The sequence below is a fragment of the Levilactobacillus hammesii DSM 16381 genome, from assembly GCF_001434395.1.
Classification (GTDB): domain Bacteria; phylum Bacillota; class Bacilli; order Lactobacillales; family Lactobacillaceae; genus Levilactobacillus; species Levilactobacillus hammesii.
The window spans coordinates 185242-205670 of sequence record NZ_AZFS01000060.1; the positions used below are offsets into that span (position 1 = coordinate 185242).

Annotated in this window: 14 protein-coding genes; 13 read left to right on the forward strand and 1 reads right to left on the reverse strand. The window is 48.7% G+C overall.

Translation table 11 applies throughout. From position 1 onward, the window contains the following. The first annotated feature begins 92 nt into the window (after positions 1-92). From FD28_RS08635 to cydC, 4 genes are all read left to right on the forward strand, one after another. Positions 93-1547, forward strand: coding sequence for a cytochrome ubiquinol oxidase subunit I (locus tag FD28_RS08635; protein ID WP_057734590.1), 1455 nt, complete (start codon positions 93-95; stop codon positions 1545-1547). Continuing rightward, positions 1540-2550, forward strand: coding sequence for a cytochrome d ubiquinol oxidase subunit II (cydB, locus tag FD28_RS08640; RefSeq protein ID WP_057734592.1), 1011 nt, complete (start codon positions 1540-1542; stop codon positions 2548-2550). Before FD28_RS08635 ends, cydB begins: the two co-directional genes overlap by 8 nt. A gap of 194 nt (positions 2551-2744) precedes the next feature. Next, the gene (cydD, locus tag FD28_RS08645; RefSeq protein ID WP_057734595.1) at positions 2745-4481 is read left to right on the forward strand and encodes a thiol reductant ABC exporter subunit CydD; all 1737 of its coding nucleotides are present in this window, start codon (positions 2745-2747) and stop codon (positions 4479-4481) included. Then, complete coding sequence (gene cydC / locus FD28_RS08650; RefSeq protein WP_057734598.1) at positions 4478-6214, forward strand: thiol reductant ABC exporter subunit CydC; 1737 nt, start codon at positions 4478-4480, stop codon at positions 6212-6214. The genes cydD and cydC overlap by 4 nt, the downstream gene beginning before the upstream one ends. Positions 6215-6809: 595 nt before the next feature. Here cydC and FD28_RS08655 read toward each other — a convergent pair. Then, a complete protein-coding gene (locus tag FD28_RS08655) occupies positions 6810-7787 on the reverse strand; it encodes a polyprenyl synthetase family protein (RefSeq protein ID WP_057734600.1) in 978 nt (325 codons plus the stop codon). A 105-nt stretch (positions 7788-7892) separates the two neighbouring features. Between FD28_RS08655 and FD28_RS08660 the strand changes: the two genes are divergently transcribed. The 9 genes from FD28_RS08660 to gatB all read left to right on the forward strand — a co-directional run bounded on the left by FD28_RS08660 (position 7893) and on the right by gatB (position 20423). After that, positions 7893-8801: a 1,4-dihydroxy-2-naphthoate polyprenyltransferase gene (locus FD28_RS08660; RefSeq protein ID WP_057734602.1), complete on the forward strand. Its 909-nt coding sequence runs from the start codon at positions 7893-7895 to the stop codon at positions 8799-8801. A 164-nt stretch (positions 8802-8965) separates the two neighbouring features. Continuing rightward, positions 8966-9541, forward strand: coding sequence for a xanthine phosphoribosyltransferase (locus tag FD28_RS08665; protein ID WP_057734604.1), 576 nt, complete (start codon positions 8966-8968; stop codon positions 9539-9541). 109 nt (positions 9542-9650) lie between these two features. Continuing rightward, positions 9651-10829, forward strand: coding sequence for an ATP-grasp domain-containing protein (locus tag FD28_RS08670; protein WP_057734606.1), 1179 nt, complete (start codon positions 9651-9653; stop codon positions 10827-10829). Positions 10830-11281: 452 nt separating this feature from the next. Next, positions 11282-13534 carry a DNA helicase PcrA gene (gene pcrA, locus FD28_RS08675; protein ID WP_057734608.1) on the forward strand — a complete coding sequence of 751 codons (2253 nt, stop codon included), beginning with the start codon at positions 11282-11284 and terminating at the stop codon, positions 13532-13534. 23 nt (positions 13535-13557) lie between these two features. After that, positions 13558-15591 carry an NAD-dependent DNA ligase LigA gene (gene ligA / locus FD28_RS08680; RefSeq protein ID WP_057734610.1) on the forward strand — a complete coding sequence of 678 codons (2034 nt, stop codon included), beginning with the start codon at positions 13558-13560 and terminating at the stop codon, positions 15589-15591. Further along, positions 15591-16760: a CamS family sex pheromone protein gene (locus FD28_RS08685; protein ID WP_057734612.1), complete on the forward strand. Its 1170-nt coding sequence runs from the start codon at positions 15591-15593 to the stop codon at positions 16758-16760. Before ligA ends, FD28_RS08685 begins: the two co-directional genes overlap by 1 nt. Before the next feature lie 460 nt (positions 16761-17220). Next, on the forward strand, positions 17221-17529 hold the full coding sequence (gene gatC, locus FD28_RS08690; protein ID WP_057734614.1) for an Asp-tRNA(Asn)/Glu-tRNA(Gln) amidotransferase subunit GatC: 309 nt from the start codon (positions 17221-17223) through the stop codon (positions 17527-17529). A gap of 3 nt (positions 17530-17532) precedes the next feature. Further along, complete coding sequence (gatA, locus tag FD28_RS08695; protein ID WP_057734616.1) at positions 17533-19002, forward strand: Asp-tRNA(Asn)/Glu-tRNA(Gln) amidotransferase subunit GatA; 1470 nt, start codon at positions 17533-17535, stop codon at positions 19000-19002. Next, the gene (gene gatB / locus FD28_RS08700; protein ID WP_057734619.1) at positions 19002-20423 is read left to right on the forward strand and encodes an Asp-tRNA(Asn)/Glu-tRNA(Gln) amidotransferase subunit GatB; all 1422 of its coding nucleotides are present in this window, start codon (positions 19002-19004) and stop codon (positions 20421-20423) included. The genes gatA and gatB overlap by 1 nt, the downstream gene beginning before the upstream one ends. Positions 20424-20429: the final 6 nt, after the last annotated feature.

Genomic DNA, 20429 nt, shown 5'->3' on the forward strand with positions numbered 1-20429 from the left:
CCAGGCATTGAAAACTGACTTATCACTCGATATAATGAACACAAGACAGCAATTATTTATTTACACTAATAACGTTTGGGGAGGTTAGAAAAATGCTAAATCTTGGTCTGGATATCCTGGGCCTAGCGCGGTTCCAATTTGGAATGACCACTGTCTTTCACTTCTTCTTCGTTCCATTTTCAATCGGGTTAGCCTTTGTGGTGGCGGTCATGGAAACCATGTACGCCATCAAGGGTGATGAGGATTACAAAAAGATGGCGCAGTTCTGGGGCAAAATGTTCCTCTACAGCTTCGCCGTCGGTGTGGTTACTGGTATTATTCAAGAATTCCAATTTGGGATGAACTGGTCCGAATACTCTCGGTTCATGGGAGACATCTTCGGCGCACCACTGGCCATCGAAGCCTTGGCCGCATTCTTCTTGGAATCAACGTTTATCGGAATGTGGATGTTCACTTGGGATCGTTTCAACAAGTGGGTTCACACACTCTTTATTTGGCTCGTTATGTTCGGGTCTTCACTATCTGCCTTATGGATTCTGGCAGCGAACAGTTTCATGCAAAATCCTTTGGGGTACATCATTAATCAAAAGACCGGTCATGTTCAAATGGTCAGTTTTGGTAAAGTGGTGGGGAATCCCCAGCTGTGGAATGAATTTCCACATGTTATTTTCGGGGCTTTTGTAACCGCTGCCTTCGTGATCGCCGGCTGCTCTGCTTGGCGGTTACTGAAGAAGGATCACGTTGGTTTTTACCGCAAGTCACTGAACGTTGCCTTGGTTATCGGGTTGATCTTCTCCCTGGGTTCCATTGCCAGTGGGGACTTACAGACGCGTTACCTGATTAACAACCAACCTATGAAATTTGCCGCTATGGAAGGGCTCTACAAGAACTCCACCAACAAAGGTGAATGGGCTGCTGTTTCCGGGTTTGATACCAAGCAACACAAGACGACTTGGTCCGTGGATGTTCCCTATGTCTTGAACCTCCTGAGTTATCATAAGACGACGGGGACCGTTAAAGGCATGAATCAGGTTAATAAAGATATGCACGCGAAATACGATAAGAAGTTCGGTAGTGACATGAACTACTACGTCCCAACAAAGACGCTGTTCTGGAGCTTCCGAATCATGGCAGGTGCTGGGGCCCTGTTCGCTTTACTCGCTATAGTGGGCTTAATCTTTAACCGCAAGCGTTCGCAATTGATTATGAAGCAACGGTGGTTCCTCTACATTTTAGGCCTCTGCCTATGGCTACCATTCGTTGTGAACACCGCCGGTTGGTTTGTCACTGAATTTGGGCGTTACCCTTGGATTGTCTATGGCCTGTTGACCATCGCGGATGCCGTATCGCCAAATGTTTCCGTGGCCTCGTTGCTGACGACCAATATCGTTTACTTCGCGATGTTTGCCATCATGGGTCTCGTTATGATTATCCTTTGTCACCGGACGTTAAAGGCTGGTCCGGACGTCGAGAACACTGACGGCTATTCAGCTGGCGATACGAAAGAGTTAGATCCTTACTCGAAGGGGGCGTTCAACCATGACTAGCCTACAATTCCTATGGTTTATTCTCATTGGCGTGTTGTTTAGTGGTTTCTTCTTCCTTGAAGGGTTCGACTTCGGTGTCGGGATGTTGGTGAAGAGTTTCGCCAAGACCAGTGACGAACGGGATGTGGTCATTAAGACCATTGGCCCACACTGGGACGGTAACGAAGTCTGGCTGATCACTGCTGGTGGGGCGATGTTCGCGTCCTTCCCAATGTGGTACGCTACCTTATTCTCCGGCTTTTACTTGGTTTTATTCCTGATCTTAGCGGCGCTGATTTTCCGGGGGGTCTCCTTCGAATTTCGGGCCAATATGAAAACCGATACTTGGCGTAACTTCTGGGAATGGGCCTCAACCATCGGTAGTTTCTGTGCGGCATTCCTCTTCGGGATGTTATTTACCGCGATGATTGCTGGGATGCCCATTGATAAAAACGGTGATATGACCGCGCATTTCGGTGATTACGTCAATCTCTTCTCCGTGGTAGGTGGGGTCGCTGTGACGGTTCTCTGCCTGGTCCATGGGTTGAACTTCATTCGTTTGAAGACGACTGGGGAATTGCGTGAACGGGCGTTGTCCTGGAATAAGATTCTTTATCCGGTGTTGTTTGCCGGTGAAGTGGTTTTCGCCATTCTCCTGTTCTTCTCTACCGACTTCTTTGATAAGAAGCCAATGACCACAACGGCAATTGTGGTTGCTCTGGTTATCTTCACCGTCTTGGCCTACTGGGGTGTATTAGGAAATCATGAATGGTTATCCTTTATCGGTAGTGGCCTGTCCTTAATCAGTGTGGTGGTCTTGATTTTCAATGGGTTATTCCCACGGGTTATGATTGCGAATAATCCCGCCAACTCGTTGCTGATTAAGAATTCTTCCAACTCGCCTTACACGCTGCACTTGATGACGATTCTCACGTTTACGATTTTACCAATCGTGTTAATCTACTTCATCTGGAGCTACTGGGTTTTCTACAAGCGACTGGCTTCACCCAAGCAAAATGCTTAGTTAACTGAAATCAAATCGGGGATGTCGTCTTCGGACGGCGTCCTTTTTGATTGGCCTTACGTGCTTTTTCGATACTATCATGCAACATCTTCGGTAAGCGATGGTGAGGGTCAAATCGGGGATGTAAGCGCTCGAAAAATAACGATGAAAGCTGTATCATAGCAATAAGACTTACTTGTTGAGGGGGCGTTATTTTGATTGACCAACGTGTTTTTAAGTTTCCGGGCGTTAAGCCAGCCATGGCGATCATGGCCGTGCTGACGTTCGTGCAAGCATTTATGATTATTTTTCAGGCAAAGTACTTATCCATTGCCATCGTGAATCTCTGGCGGCTCAAATCGGTGCGGACGATTGTGCTGCCCCTGGCGTTATTTGCCATCGTTTTTTTGGCCCGTCATCTACTGACGCTGGCGAAAAATTGGCTGTTGTATCCCTTTGTTGAAAAGACCACGAAGACCTTGCGGAAGCAGTTCATGGCTAAACTATTTGATCTGGGTCCCAGTGTTGTTGCCCAGAAGGGAACGGGCAATGTGGTGACAATGGGACTGGAAGGAATCGACAAAATTCAAACCTACTTAATGCTGATTATTGGTAAGGTATTGGATCTGTCGTTAACCCCCTGGATTGTCTTGATTTACATAGCCCTAATCCAATGGAAGGAAGCCTTGTTTCTCCTGGCAATCTATCCGTTGATTATCTTTTTCATGATTATTCTAGGACTGGCGGCTCAGGCCAAGGCCGACCGTCAGTATGCCGGCTATCAACGGTTATCGAATCACTTTGTCGATACCTTACGGGGCTTGCCGACGTTGAAACAATTAGGGTTGAATAAAACCTATGCCAATAACGTCTATCAGGTGAGTGAAGACTACCGGAAGAAAACCATGTCGACGTTGACCATTGCCATGACGTCCACGTTTGCGTTGGATTTCTTCACGACCTTATCGATTGCGATCATTGCGGTTTTCTTGGGCTTTGGATTGATGAATAATACGATTCAGTTGTTGCCAGCGCTGATCATCCTGACGCTAGCGCCGGATTATTTTGCCCCCATTCGCAACTTTGCCAATGATTATCACGCAACGTTGAATGGTAAAAATGCGTTGACGGCGGTGTTGGATATCTTGCAACGGCAGACACCAACTGATCGGGACCTATTGGCATCGCGGGAACCCGTTTGGCAGGCTAAGGACACGATTAAGTTCACTCATGTTGAGGTCAGCTACGGGGACAAGCAGACACCGACGTTGAAAGACATCAACTTTAACGTTCAGGGCTTTCAAAAGATTGGGATTATTGGCGCGTCCGGTTCTGGGAAATCAACCTTAATTAATACGCTGGGTGGTTTTCTCAGCCCGGATGATGGAAAAATTGAGGTGCGCGGCACGACCGTCCCTCATCTGGATCAACGGGCGTGGCAACATAGTTTTGTCTATATTCCGCAGGCACCATACTTGTTTCATGCCAGCTTGCGAGACAATTTAGCCTTTTATGCACCAGCGGCGAATGATGCCGATGTAACGGCGGCTGCAGCAAAGGCGGGATTGACTGATTGGATTGCAACCCTGCCAGATGGCCTGAATACACCAATTGGTGAAGGGGCACGAGGCGTTAGTGGCGGTCAAGCCCAGCGAATTGCCTTAGCACGGGCCTTTCTAGATGACTCGCGGCGGATTCTGCTATTCGATGAACCCACCGCACATTTGGACATTGAGACCGAAGTTGAGCTAAAGAAGACGATGTTACCCGTCTTTGATCACCATCTGGTCTTCTTCGCGACCCACCGTCTACACTGGATGAATGAAATGGATTATATTTTAGTCATGGATCACGGTGAAATTGTCCAACAGGGGACCCCCGCTGAGCTTCAGCAACAGGGTGGGGCATATGTTCGCTTACGGTCTGAAATGGAAGGGGCGACGGTCAAATGAAGGGGTTCTTTGCGACATTTAAACACGATCATTGGGTCATGCCTTATCTGCGGCGCTATAAAAAACTATTAGCGTTAGTTCTATTTCTGGGCTTTATGACCTTCTTCTGTGGCGGGGCACTGATGTTTAACTCGGGCTATCTGATTAGTCGTGCGGCGACGCATCCCTATAATATTTTGATGATCTATGTCCCGATCGTTTTAGCACGGGCCTTTGGGATTGGCCGGCCAGCTTTCCGCTATGCAGAGCGGCTGACCAGTCACAATTGGGTGCTACGCATCGTTTCTGATTTTCGGAAGCGTCTCTATGAGGCCGTGGAAAAGCAGGCTGTCGCCATTCGTCAGACCCATCAAACGGGGGATGTCTTAAGCATTTTGGCCGAGGACATTGACCACATTGAGAATTTGTATTTGCGGACAGTCTTTCCATTGGTCATTGGCTGGTTACTGTACCTATTTGTGGTCATTGGTATTGGTTACTTTAATTGGGCATTTGGCCTGTTAATGCTGGTATTGCTGGGGGTTATTGTGATTGTGATGCCTTTACTATCAGTGACGGTCAATGGTCGCCGGGAGTTCCAAGCGCGGCAGGTTCAGCGGACATTTTATACGCAGTTGACGGATGCCGTGCTGGGGTTAGGTGACTGGCTGATTTCCGGGCGTCGTCAAGACTTCTTGGCCCAACAGGACGCACCCATTGATCAGATTGCCTCGTTGCGCCGGTCCGATCATCATTTTCAGTGGTGGCGTAACTTTGTGATTCAATTTATCTTTGGCGCAGCGGTCATTCTGATTGTGTGGTGGGCGGGTGTGATGTTCACGCACAATCAAGCGGAAGCCAACTGGGTCGCTGCCTTCGGCTTGGCCCTATTTCCAACGGTTGAGCCCTTTGCCGACATGAGTCAGGGGGTCAGTGAGTGGCCCGTTTATCAAGATTCCATCAAACGGGTTAATCGTCTGGACGAGCATGAGCCGGAGCAGGTGCAACAGGCTCGAATTGGGAAACTTGACGAATTACAGATTGATCACGTGAAGTTTACGTATCCTGGTGCAGAGCGTGAGGTTATTGATGATTTATCGCTGACACTTCATCCGGGTGAAAAATTGGCGTTGTTGGGTCCCAGTGGTACCGGGAAAAGCACGTTGCTAAAACTCATTTTGGGAGATGAGACGCCAACGAGTGGCCAGATTACACTGAATGGCGAACCGGTCGCACGGCTTCAAGATCAGCGTGCAGAGCTCTTCGGTGTCTTGGATCAGCAACCCTATCTCTTCAATACGACCGTGATGAACAACGTCCGCTTGGGTAACTTGAACGCAACTGATGAAGAGGTTATGGCGGTGGTTAAAGCGGTGGAACTAGATGACCTGATTACGCGTCTACCAGCAGGGTATCAGACGCAGGTTCAGGAAGCGGGAAGTCGCTTCTCTGGAGGAGAACGGCAGCGGCTGTCGTTGGCACGAATTCTCCTGCAGGATGCACCAATTATCATCTTGGATGAACCCACGGTCAGTCTGGACCCCATCACCGAGCAGCACTTGCTGGACACGGTGTTTGACGTTCTTAAGGATAAGACCATTATTTGGGTCACCCATCATTTGGCGGGCATTAATCATGTCGATCAGGTGCGGTTCATTGAGGATGGTCACTTTGACATGCAAGGAACGCCAGCACAACTGTATCGTGAAAATCCGCGTTTCCAGTCGTTGTATAACTTGGATCGTGGCCGGTAAGCAACAAAAATGGAACATTCTATCTGAACGTGTGTTCGCTAAAATCTGTTTAAAAAATCCTCTGGTGGGTTGTCCAGAGGATTTTTTGTTGCCTGTGAAGCATGGATAGAGTCCAGCTTTTAGCCCTTAACCGAGTATTCTAAGGGGTGTGCTTTTATCTGGTCGTACAGAAAGAATGTGTGTTTCATGCTGGTAGGCTGCTCAATATATTTGTTGGATGGTTGATTCATTAGGTGTAGATTGGCTAGTGATGTTCATCTTAATTGATTCGTTGAAAGCGGACATTTTTGCTTATGTGCTGGGCTCAACTGTCATGATACGGAATGGCTTCCATATTCGCAAGCGAAGGGGTCTACGATCGTATTTAGCCATTAAGTAGTTAAATGCAATGATAGTCTGGTTGTCAAACGGCATCGATTGGTTGGGGTGTCTGCACGAAAAAAGCCGTCGGAATTGACCGACGGCTTTGACAAATGAGGCTTCTTTGATGCTCTAAATGATTAGGCCTATCGTTAGCTCAATGGCTAAATACGATCGCACGAGGTCGCTCGCGACTTCCAGGGAAAACTTCGGTATAGTGAATACCATATTCCCGCTAATGGTCGCGGCGCAATAACATCTCCGTTAATTTCGTGAGATCGTCCCTGGCCTGACCCGCTGGCAATTGGGCGATGCGTGTCAAGGCCTGATTCGTAAGCCGACTTGCAAGTTGGCGGGACGCTGACACACCGGCATGTTGGGCCACCAGTGCTTGGACGGCAGCGATGTCTGCGGTGGTCATGTCCTGTTTCTTCTTAAGCAACCGGTGAAAGTCTCGTGGCGCCTGAGGAATGGCTAGAATTAAGGGCAAGGAGTATACACCTGACCGCAAATCTTCTAGGATGGGCTTGCGTGTCTTTTTGGGATCACCCGCATAATCTAGAATATCGTCCAGAATCTGGTAGGCGCTCCCGATGGCCAGGCCAATCTCACGTGCCACGGCGGTGACCTCGTGCGGCGCCGCAGCTAATTTAGCGCCTTGGTAACAACTAAGGGCGAACAGTTCGGCCGTCTTACCTGCGATTTCGTTCAAATAAGCGTCAATGCTGACGTTCTCTTGGTAGTTCAAGGCCATTTGGCTGAGCTCCCCTTGAAGAATGCGATGCATGGCGTCGATGTGATTTTGAATCAGATCACGATCGGCGGTGGACTTGAGGACCTGATTGAAGTAGGCCGTAAACATAAAATCACCGGCGTAGATGGCATTTCGTTGACCATACTTCATTTGAATCGTGCGAACGCCCCGACGCGTCGGCGACTCATCAATGACATCATCGTGAATCAGGGTTCCCACATGCAGAATTTCCAGGGCCGCTGCGCCAGCGCGAAGCTGTTCGGGAGTGGCTTGGTTGCCAAATGCGGAGAATAAATAAAAGTAACCGGGGCGTAAAAGCTTACCGCCGGCGTTCAACAAAGCTAATATTTTACTGTGGATGGGTTGGTTATCTAACTGGACCGCGGCTAACAAGTAGTCTTGTAGCGCGACGAGTTGCGGTTCCACCTGGGGAAATTGCCGCCAAAGTTGTCGATCCATACTGCACCTCACTATATGTACGTTAAAATTTATCTTACCGACATGTGGAAACGTTGTCAAATAAAGGTTATCATCTAATTAGAATTCATTTTCGGGGGGATTACTTTGACACGGGATGTCTTTTTAGAATTAGTAGAAATTAAAGCAAAAATTGCTTCAGTGTGGCCGTTTCTATTGGGGTTAATCTTTGTTCAGGCGAACTTTCATCAGCTCAATTGGTCGGTCACGGCGCTGTTTTTTATGGCCATGCTGTTGTTTAACATGGCCGTTGATATTAACGACAACTATCAGGATTACACCAAGGCGGGAAATCAGGCTGCGGAGTGGAAGAAAAAAACCAATATCATCGGGGTTCAGCATCTCAAGGTTACCCGAGTATTTGCACTAATGGCGAGCTTTGCGGTGATTGCGGGCGTGATTGGCTTGTACCTCGTTTGGGTTACCGGTTGGCCACTGCTGGTGATGGGGGTATTCTGCTTTCTAGTTGGCTATCTCTACGCGGGTGGCCCACACCCCTTGTCTGGAACGCCAACGGGGGAGTTCTTTGCTGGCTTCACCATGGGCTATCTCATCATGCTGATTACCGTTTACTTGAACTTATACCAGACTGGTTTGTTTACGGGGGAACTCCTAGCACGGGTATTACTCGCGTCGGGAATTGCCGTGATGGCGATTGCCGCCTTATTGCTGGCTAATAACATCTGTGACGCCAAGGAAGACCTTGACCTAGAGCGCAAGACCATCGTTTACTACTTAGGCAAGCAGCGGTCTCTATGGCTCTTTGCCAGCTTCTATGTGGTCGGGTATCTCTCATTGATAGCGAGTGTTGTCATTGGTGATCTCCCCGGGTGGTCGCTTCTGTCCTTAATCAGTATCCCACTAATCACTAAAAATGTGGTCGCTTTTTTCCGGATTCAGGTTAAAAAACAAACTTTTATTTTGGCAGTACGAAACCTTGCCATTCTAGCCTTGACGACGGTGTTAGCGGAATTGCTGGGCTTATGGATTGGTTAAGCCTTGGTAAATGTCGGCGAGGACCGTTGTTATTTTAAGCGTTAATCAGGTAAAATATAAACAAATCGGTTGGGTGCTTGTCATGGCAGGAAGACGCTATGGTTTGGTCAGCTTGCTACTGGCGATGTTCCCAACATAAAATAACTAATGGAGGCCGCGTTGTCATGAAACTTTTAGAAGACCGAATTCGTCAAGACGGAACGGTATTACCCGGAAACGTCTTAAAGGTCGATAACTTTTTGAATCACCAAGTTGATCCGCAACTGATGGATCAATTGGGCGCTGAGTTTGCCCGTCGTTTTGCCGACGCTGGCATCACGAAGATTTTAACGGTGGAATCCTCAGGAATTGCGCCTGCTGTCATGACAGGGTTGCACTTGCAGGTACCGGTGATCTTCGCTCGGAAGCACAAGAGCTTGACGTTAACGGATCATCTGTACACGGCAAAGGTATTTTCATACACCAAACAAGTTAATAATGACATTTCCATTGACCGGCGTTTCCTGAACCCGGATGACCGTGTTTTGATTATTGACGATTTTCTCGCTAATGGTCAAGCCGTTCAGGGGTTACTTGATATTGCCAGAACGGCGCAGATTGAGGTTGCCGGTGTGGGTGTCGTCATTGAAAAACGATTCCAAAAAGGTCATAAGATGGTCATCGATGCGGGCATCCAATTGGAAGCTCTCGCAAGCATCGCTGCCTTCGAGAATAACACGGTTACATTCGCAGAAGATTAACTAAACACCTCGCTTGTTTATTCACCACGCAAACTTTAAAATAAATGGTGAAGCATAATAGCAAGCGATCGGAACCATTCAAATTCTGAGTTAGAAAGTAGGGAGCAAATTGGCGAACACGGTCTTATATCCTGGAGATACCATTGGGGTGATTGGGAACAGCGCAAATGCGGCGATGTTAGTAACGACCGCCCGGAAGATGGGATTACGAGTTGGCGCATACGGTGCCGATGAAACCAGTGAGGCATTGCAATTAGCAGATTTTAAAGCAGTCGGTAGTAATAAGGATAGCGATAAACTACAGCACTTTGCGGAGAGTTGTGCCGCTATTGTATACGATTCCGACCAGGTCAGCACGAGCGTTGTGAAGTTTTTGGCCCAGTATACGCGGATACCTCAGGGATCAGACATGCTCGAAATGATGCAAGATCGACTGTTAGAGCGGGCGTTTTTTGAACAGCTGAACGTCAATATTGCCCCATACGCCACCATCATTAACTTGGACGATGTGTACCAGTCGATTAATTCAATCGGTTATCCTTGTGTGCTGAAACCCATTCAAAAGGAATGGTCTCGGGGACGAGAACTGGTGATTAAAACGCAAACAGATATTGCGAAGGCTGCTGGGTTGTTGGACTGGGGGACGTACATTTTGGAATCCCAGATTGCTTACGACCGGGAGTATTCCATCATCGTTGCCCGTGATCAGGAAGGGAACGGACAGGCATTTCCAATTACGGAAACGCAATCGGTTAACGATCGACCGGTTCGGACCTGGGTTCCCGCGCAGGTTGATGATGCGGTTGCCGGAGAAATTCAACGGATTGCCACCGAGGTCACCAAGCATGTAAACTACGTGGGTGTCTTCGAAGTTTCCTTCTACCTCACCAGTAGTGGGGCCATTTACGTGAAGAAGATTGTGCCAGCACCAAGCGAAACGGGGTACGTCTTTGACGCGGCCGCTAACTTGACGGAGTTCGATCAGCATTTGCGGGCCATCGCCGGTTTACCCTTGGCGTCAGCACACATTTTGACGCCGGCCGTGACCGCAGCGTTTACCACAGCTCAATTACCAGCCATGCAGACACAGTGGCAGCTAAAAGCTAACTGGGACTTCACGTTCTACCACTTGAAGCATCAAGAGGCCGATGATGTGATGGGCCACATTGCGGTTCAAGGCGACAGCATCAAACCAATCCTGGATCAGTTAGACGATACGGGAATCTGGTCAACGGGTGCGGTTGCGCCAGAAGCTCCATCCGAACCAACGTCGAATAATCAAGATTAGATAGAAATAACATGAACTGACTGCATTGCCCTAAAAATGAGTTTTGGGGGCAGTGCAGTTTTTGTCATTTTGGCCCCAAATCAGCGGCCGGCTTATAAGCGAAGTAATAAGAGTTTTTGAAAAATGGGGCAAAGGGGTAGGCGCCCTCAACAACTTTTGATAGAATAGTGAAGGATTGAAAAAGGGGAACGTGTGTACGTAAATGTGCCATCTTGTTTCCGAGACGATAGCTGAATAGCGATGAGTTACCCAATTATAGAGAAACTGGTTGCTTGCTGGCTGAAAATAAGAATGTGATCGACATCAATGCCAGGATACTCGCGGATATCCGGCGCGTGTCAGTCTCAAGGAAAGACCGAATAGGACGCGTTGATTTTGGCGGGGGCAGTGTCGAAAGACTTGGAATTTTGCTATAATAGTCAGGACTAACTACAGAGAGGATTGTGTTCACGGTGGCAGGAGAAGAATTGTTAACTGGCATGAATGATAAACAAACGGAGGCCGTCCTTCAGACCGAGGGACCCCTTCTTGTATTGGCGGGCGCCGGGAGTGGTAAGACGCGGGTCTTAACCCACCGAGTGGCCTACTTGATTGAGCACAATAACGTCATGCCATGGCGGATCTTAGCGATTACCTTTACCAATAAGGCCGCTAAGGAAATGCGTGAACGGGTGGCCAAGTTACTCGGTCCCGATGGCAACGATGTCTGGGTCTCCACGTTCCATGCTTTGTGTGTGCGGATCTTACGACGGGATGCCGATAAATTAGGGTATAACCGGGCATTTACGATTGCCGATACGGGTGAACAACGGACGCTGATCAAACGGGTCTTACAGGAACAGAACTTGGATGTGAAAAAGTTCGACCCCCGTTCCGTGCTGGGTGCCATTTCTAATGCGAAGAATGCCCTGCAGACACCGGCCATGATGCGTGAAGCGGCCGGCAACCCATTCGAAACGACGGTTGCTGACGTTTATGAGAGTTACCAGCGGCAGTTACAGGCCAATCAGGCGATGGACTTCGATGACCTTATCATGCTGACCATTAAATTATTTAAAGACAATCAGGATGTATTGGGGCATTATCAAGATAAGTTCCAGTACATTCACGTGGATGAATATCAGGATACCAACGATGCACAGTATATGTTGGTGAACATGCTGGCTAAAAAATACCACAATCTCTGCGTGGTTGGGGATGGGGATCAGAGTATCTATGGTTGGCGAGGCGCCAACATGGAAAACATCCTCAACTTTGAGCATGACTATCCGGATGCTCACGTGACCTTGCTGGAACAAAATTACCGGTCAACGAAGACGATTTTGAAGGCAGCTAATGACGTTATTCAGCGTAACGTTAACCGGAAGAAGAAGGATCTCTGGACGGAAAATCCAGAGGGAGATCCGATTTCCTATTACCGCGGTCAAAATGAAAACGATGAAGCACACTACGTTGTGGCCAAGATTCAAGAAGAACGGGAACAAAATCATCATGATTACGGTGATTTTGCGATTCTGTATCGGACCAACGCCCAATCACGGGTGATTGAAGAAACGCTCGTTAAGGCGAATATCCCTTATACCATGGTCGGTGGCCACAAGTTCTACGACCGGAAAGAAATTCGGGATGTGTTGGCTTATCTCACCCTGATCGCCAATCCCGCGGATTCCATGAGTTTGGAACGGATTATCAATGAACCTAAGCGGGGAATCGGTGCTACCAGTCTGACCAAGTTACGAGACTTTGCTGATTTTAATGGGTGGACTGAGTTAGAGGCAACGCAAAACGTGAGTCTGGCCACTAACTTGGGCGCTCGGATTCGCAATGCGATGGAGAAGTTTGGGTTAACGATCAAGGCGGTTCAAGATGCGGCAGCGACGGCAACGGTGTCTGACATTACGAGTCAATTACTGGATCAGACCGGTTACATGGCTGCCCTCAAGGCATCTAAGTCGCTTGAAGCTGAGACCCGTATTGAAAACATCGAGGAATTCCTATCCGTTACGCAAAAATTTGATGATGGTTGGGACAATGAAGACCATGATGAAAATGACGATCGTCTCGTTGAGTTCTTAGCCGACTTGGCGTTGGTTTCAGCGCAAGATGACGTTGAAGAGGAACCCGCTGAAGTGACGCTGATGACCTTACACGCTGCCAAAGGCTTGGAATTCCCAGTTATCTTCTTGATGGGCTTGGAAGAGGGGATCTTCCCTCTGTCGCGGGCCTTACTTGAAGATGATCAGCTAGAGGAAGAACGACGGTTAGCGTACGTGGGGATTACCCGGGCCCAACAAAAGCTGTACCTGACCAACGCTTATTCACGGATGTTGTATGGGCGGCGGCAGAATAATCCAGAATCACGATTCGTTACCGAAATTGCGCCAGAGCTGTTGCATTTAGATTACAGTGAAAGCAAAGCCGGTTTGACACCGAGTCGACGTGATGTGCCATTTGCCCGGCGGACAGCCAGTGCTGTGGCACAACCCTATCATGGGAAGACCGGACGAATTACCGAGCCTACCGGAACCGGTGCCGGCAAGGTTGCCTGGAGCATTGGTGATAAGGCCAGTCACAAGAAGTGGGGAACTGGGACCGTGGTTAAGGTTAGCGGGACTGGTGAAGATGCCGAGCTTGACATCGCCTTTCCAGAACAGGGTGTTAAGCGACTATTAGCCGCCTTTGCACCAATTAAACGAGTTGAATAATTAAGCTAACGTGGGAGGTTAACATGACTGATAAGCCCATTAATACTTTAACGGAAGAGCAGGCGGCGACGGAAGCTGCCGAACTGCGGCCCCAACTGACGAAGTGGGGGAAACAATATTATGACGCCGATGCGCCGGCCGTGGAAGATGATGTCTATGACCGAGCCTATGCGCGGTTAGTTGCTTTGGAAGCAGCTTTTCCTAACCTTGTAACGCCAGACTCACCCACCCAGCGTGTTGGTGGGACCACGCGTGGTGATCTACCTAAGGTAACCCATGATATTCCGATGCTGTCGCTAGGCGATGTCTTTTCTCTAGAAGAATTGGGGGAATTCGACGAGCGTCTTCGCACCAATGTGGATGAAGATTTTGACTATAATTGTGAATTGAAGATTGATGGTTTGGCCATCTCCTTGCGTTATGAAAATGGTGAGTTTGTTCAGGGATCAACACGGGGTAATGGTCAGATTGGTGAGGACATTACCGCTAATCTGAAGACAATCACCTCGATTCCACAAACACTAAGTCGGCCATTAACCATTGACGTTCGGGGTGAATGCTACATGCCCAAGGCCGCTTTTCTGGCGTTAAATGAACGGCGTGAGGCGGCGGGGAAGGCGCCATTTGCCAATCCGCGTAATGCGGCGGCGGGGTCTCTACGACAACTGGATGTACAGGTGACGGCAGATCGTCAGCTGGCAACCTTTATGTACAATATTGCCGACTATGAGCCGCTCAATACGCGGAGCCAGAGTGGACTGCTAGACGAGCTGGCTGAATTGGGCTTTACGACTAATCCCACCTATCAGGTGGCCCATAATATGGCTGAAGTGGGGGCCTATATTGAGCAGTATCAAGCCAAGCGTGCGGACTTGCCCTATGGCATTGATGGGATTGTCATCAAAGCCAATTCATTGCCTCTGCAGCGTGAATTAGGGGCAACGGTTAAGGTTCCCCGGTGGGCAATCGCCTACAAATTCCCGCCCGAAGAAGTTCAGACTAAGATTCTCGATATCGAGTGGACCGTGGGACGGACGGGGATTGTGACCCCAACGGCCGTTATGGAACCGGTGGCTTTAGCCGGCAGCACGGTGGCACGAGCCTCGTTGCATAATCCGGACTATCTGGAGGCCAAGGATATTCGGTTGGGAGATACGGTCCTCTTACACAAAGCGGGGGATATCATTCCAGAGATTTCGCAGTACGTGGCGGCCAAACGACCGGCCGATACCGAGCCTTATCCGATTCCAACGGCTTGTCCTTCCTGTGGTGCCGAACTGGTTCATTTGGATGAAGAAGTGGCACTACGGTGTATTAATCCGAATTGTCCAGCCCAGCTTGCAGAGGGCATGAATCATTTTGCCTCGCGAAATGCGATGAACATTGCCGGGCTCGGGCCACAGATTGTGGCACAGTTATTTGATCGAAAATTAGTGACCAATGTGGCCAGTTTATATCGACTGACGGCGGACCAATTATTAACTTTAGATAAATTTGGGGAGAAGTCAGCCCAAAACCTCTTGACAGCAATCGATAATAGTCGCAATAATTCATTAGAACGTTTGCTATTTGGCTTGGGTATTCGTCACGTGGGTGCTAAAGCGGCACGGTCCATTGCCGCGGAATTTGGTGATCTCGACAGTCTGATGGCTGCCGATAGCGAGACGATTGCTGCCATTGATACGATTGGCGGCATTATTGCTGACAGTGTGGTCACATACTTTAGCAGTGATCAAGTCCGGGATTTGATGCAGGAACTTGCCGATCTTGGGGTCAACCTGACCTATACGAGTGGCACCACTGCTCCCGTTGATCCAGAGGGCCAGTTTGCTGGGCAACGGGTCGTTCTCACCGGGAAGTTACAGCAATTGACCCGACCAGATGCGACGGCTTGGCTGGAACAACACGGTGCAACGGTTACGGGTTCCGTATCAAAGAAGACGGATCTCCTCATTGCGGGAGAAGCGGCCGGTAGCAAACTCACCAAGGCACAGAGCTTGAATGTTCCCATTTGGGACGAGGCTCAGCTGATGGCGGCAATGAATGAGAACAAATGATGACCTTTAGGAGGAAACAAGTCGTGAAACGGTTACGAACTTTTATCGCGTTGGCCGCGGTTCCATTATTTTTGGCTGCGTGTGGGAATTTAAGTAGTTCTAGCATGTCTTCCGGTTCCGGAAGCAGCAAGTCTGGTGGTACCCAGTTGACGGGGCAGACTACGGACGGGGACTACGAAGGGGTCATTAAGAGTGGCCATTATCAAACCAGTAAGTCACGCGGGGTCACCAATAGTCAAGACTCCGGTAACACTTACAATTTAAAGAGTTTTGAAAATGGTATGCTGAGTGTGTCTAAGAAGGTCTTCTCAACTAAAAAGTATGTCTTCCAAGAAGGGCAATATCTCAATACGTCGACCGTTCAGAATTGGTTGGATCGTAAATCCAAGTCTAATCCAGATGGGTTGAACCCCACGAGTAATGGCTCAACTTCGCCAACCAAGCGAAATCCGGTCTACATTCAGGCGTTAGAGGAACAAGATTACATGACGCAGAAGAATAGTAAGTTATCTCTGAGTGGGGTTACGATTGGGATTGCCGTTAACTCGGTCGACTACTACAAGAAGACTCAGTATGGGGCAACTTACGAAACGAAGATCAGTAAAGCGGCTGGCGAAGCCTATGCCAAAAAGGCTGCCAATACGGTCTTACAACGATTGCGTAAAAAGTCCGCACTCAAGAATGTTCCGATCGTCATTGCGGTCTATCGCCAAGCTTCTAACGATAGTTTAGTGGGCGGTACGTTCATGGCTTATTCCAACAATAAGGCCGGCGCGACGAGTGTGAAGAGCTGGACGCCGTTGGGTGATAAGAACTATGTCTTCCCAACTGAAAGTGGGTCAAGTAGTCCTAACAGTAATGATGAGAGTTCCTTCACCAACTTCAAGACACAGGTTGAAAACTTCTTCCCTAACTTGAGTGGTGTGACGGCGCAGGCCCGGTACAACGGTAAGAATTTACAAGGGATGCACGTCAACATTACGATTCAGTTCTACAGTCAAACGGAAATTATTAGCTTTACGCAATATCTCCAAACGGCGGCTCAAAAGTATCTGCCATCTGGTGTACCGATTGATATTACCGTTTCCTCGACTGATGGTGTTCAGAGCTTCCTGTCCCGGACATCGGGGTCCAAGAAGTTCACGAGTCACGTCTTTAACAGCTATTAAAATTTAAATTAAGTAATCATCAAAGTTGTGGGAACGCCGCGTTATCGCGAGTAGTTCCCACAACTTTTTTGTTAGAGCCTAACGGTTGGCTGCCAGACCGATGGTTCATTTGTAGAGTGGTTAAGCGATCGTTTTAAACAGTCCGGTGACAACTTAGGGCGAAATGAGTTGTAATGCGGTATCCTAACTGTTATCATGGGCTTTCAGTAGTTATCATCTTTTTTGAAATTAGGGGAAATGCGCAGCAGCTTGGGACTTAAATGAAGCTGTGTAGGAAAGCTCAGTGCGACCGGGGCTTTTTCATTTGCGGAGTAAGCAGAAAACTATCTCGGAAAAAGCATGATTTTCCCCTCAGAATCTTTGGAGCTTCGCGGATATATGGTAGAATGTTATTGTGTGTTTATCTTCTGAAAAATGGGGATGAACGGTGAATGCGGATAAATTAGAAAGAGGGATATTGATGGCTAATCGAATTAATCGAGACCAAGTTCAACACGTTGCCGGACTGGCAAAACTTGAATTTACGGATGCCCAGTTGGATGCTTTTACGCCCCAACTTGATGACATTATTGGCCTTTTTGAAACGCTCAGCGAAGTTGATACTGACGGTGTTGAAGCAACAAGCAGTGTTTCTGATCAATTAAACGTAATGCGCGAAGATGTCGCCGATGACTGGGGACAGAGTCATGCGCTACTTAAAAATGCACCAGATGCCGCTCGTGGCTTCATTAAGGTGCCAGCCATCATTGATGAAAGCGAGGATAACTAACAGATGAATTATTTCAAACAGGATCTCGCCAGTCTTCACGCCGATTTGGTGGCTAAAAAAATCAGTTCTAAGGAATTGACGCAGGCAACTTTCGACAACATCAAGGCCACCGATCCTAAGATTGATGCCTTTCTTGCCTTAAATGAAGAGGCTGCCTTAGACCAAGCCACTAAGATTGATGCGGCTGGTATCAAGGATGATCAGCCCTTAGCCGGTATTCCGGTGGCTATTAAGGACAACATCGTTACCAAGGATTTGACGACCACGGCCGCTTCCAAGATCTTGGCTAATTTCAAGCCAGTCTATGATGCAACGGCGACGGAAAAGTTGGCTGCCGCACAAATGGTGACGGTCGGGAAGACTAACCTGGACGAATTCGCCATGGGTGGTTCTACGGAAACGTCTGCCTTCAAACAAACCAAGAATGCTTGGGATCAAACCAAGGTTCCTGGTGGGTCATCAGGTGGTTCTGCTGCCGCAGTTGCCTCTGGTCAAGTCGTGGCTGCCTTGGGAACCGATACCGGTGGTTCGATTCGTCAACCCGCTTCCTTTAACGGCGTTGTGGGGATGAAGCCGACTTACGGTCGTGTTTCACGGTGGGGCCTGATTGCCTTTGGGTCCAGTTTGGACCAAATTGGACCTTTGACCCGTGGCGTTAAGGATAACGCCACCATCTTGAGCGCCATCGCAGGTCATGATGACCACGATTTGACGAGCTCAACGCAAGCCGTTCCTAACTTTGCCGGTGACTTAAACGATGCCGCTAGTGTGAAGGGCTTACGGATTGGGTTACCTAAAGAATTCCTTGCAGAAGGGGTTGATGATGACGTCAAGAACGCCATCTTGGCCGCTGCTGACACTTACCGCAAGTTAGGTGCCACGGTTGACGAAGTTTCCCTACCACACAACAAGTATGGGGTCGCTGCTTACTACATCATTGCGTCCTCCGAAGCCTCTTCTAACTTACAACGGTTCGATGGAATTCGTTATGGTTACCGGGCACAGGACGTTAAGAACCTGGAAGATGTTTACGTGAAGTCCCGTTCCGAAGGCTTTGGCGACGAAGTTAAGCGCCGGATTATGTTGGGAACGTTCTCCTTATCCGCTGGGTTTTACGATGCCTACTTCTTAAAGGCTGCTAAGGTACGGACGGTCATTATCAATGACTTTAAGGCTGTCTTAAAGGATCATGACTTTATCATGGGTCCTGTAGCCCCAACGCCAGCCTTTGACTTGGGTGCCGAAATCCAAGATCCAATTACGATGTACATGAATGATATCTTAACGATTCCTGTGAACTTGGCAGGATTACCAGGCCTTTCATTGCCTGCTGGCTTCAGTAACAACCTGCCAGTCGGGATGCAATTGATCGGTCGGCCATTCGATGAAAGCACGCTGTACAAGGCGGGTTACGTCTTCGAACAGAATACAGACTTTCATTTACAAGTTCCAACGTTAGGAGGTCAAAACTAATGAACTTTGAAACGACGATTGGACTGGAAGTCCATATTGAGTTGAAGACCAATTCAAAGATCTTTAGCCCATCCCCCGTAGCTTACGGGGCTGATCCTAACGCCAACACCAACGTCATCGATTGGGGGTACCCTGGGGTACTGCCAACGACGAACAAAGGGGTTGTTGCGGATGGGATCATTGCTGCACTGGCCTTACACGCGACGGTCGAGCAGCACACGCACTTCGATCGGAAGAACTATTTCTATCCAGATAACCCTAAGGCTTACCAGATTACCCAATCTGACAAGCCCATTGGCCATGATGGTTGGGTTGAAGTCGACGTTGATGGTGTGAAGAAGAAGATTGGGATCTCCGAAATGCACATTGAAGAAGATGCCGGGAAGAACACCCACGAACGCGACTATTCCTATGTCGATTTAAACCGGCAAGGGACACCGCTGATTGAAATTGTGTCGAAGCCAGACATTGCGTCACCAGCCGAAGCCTACGCTTACTTGGAAGCCTTACGTCAACGGATTCAATTTACCGGGATCTCTGATGTGAAGATGGAAGAAGGGTCCATGCGGGTCGACGTTAACATTTCCGTTCGTCCTGTGGGCCAAGAAAAGTTTGGGACGAAGACTGAGCTGAAGAACTTGAACTCCTTTAACTACGTGCAACGTGGGTTGGAGTATGAAGAAAAGCGGCAGCAACAGGTCTTGATGTCCGGGGGCGCCGTTCAACAAGAAACCCGGCGCTTCGATGAAAAGACCGGTGAAACGATCCTCATGCGGGTCAAGGCCGGCGCCGATGACTACCGGTACTTCCCAGAACCAGATCTTCCTGCCTTGAACATCAGCGATGACTGGATCAAGGAACTGGGCGATGCCATGCCAGAAATGCCAACCAAGCGGCGGGAACGTTACGTTAACGACCTTGGCTTGACGGATTATGACGCCATGGTCATCACGCAGACCAAGGAAATGTCCGACTTCTTCGACGCCACGGTTGCGTTGAAGGCCGATCCTAAGATGGCCGCTAACTACCTACAAGGGGACGTTAACGCCTACCTGAACGACAATCACGTTGATCTTCAGGCAACGAAGCTGACCCCAGCCAACTTGGCCGGGATGATCAACCTGATCTCTGACGGTACCATTTCTAGCAAGATGGCGAAGAAGGTCTTCAAGGCCATCACGAATGGTGAGGAACCTAAGGCCTTCGTTGAAAAGCATGGTCTGGTTCAACTGTCAGATCCTGCCAAGTTACAACCAATCATCGATGATGTTTTGCAGGCTAACCCGCAATCCATCGAGGACTTTAACAATGGTAAGAAACGGGCCGTTGGGTTCTTGGTTGGTCAAATCATGAAGCAAACGCACGGGCAAGCTAACCCGCAAGTCGTTAACAAATTGTTAATGGCAGCATTACAGCAATAGAGCAAT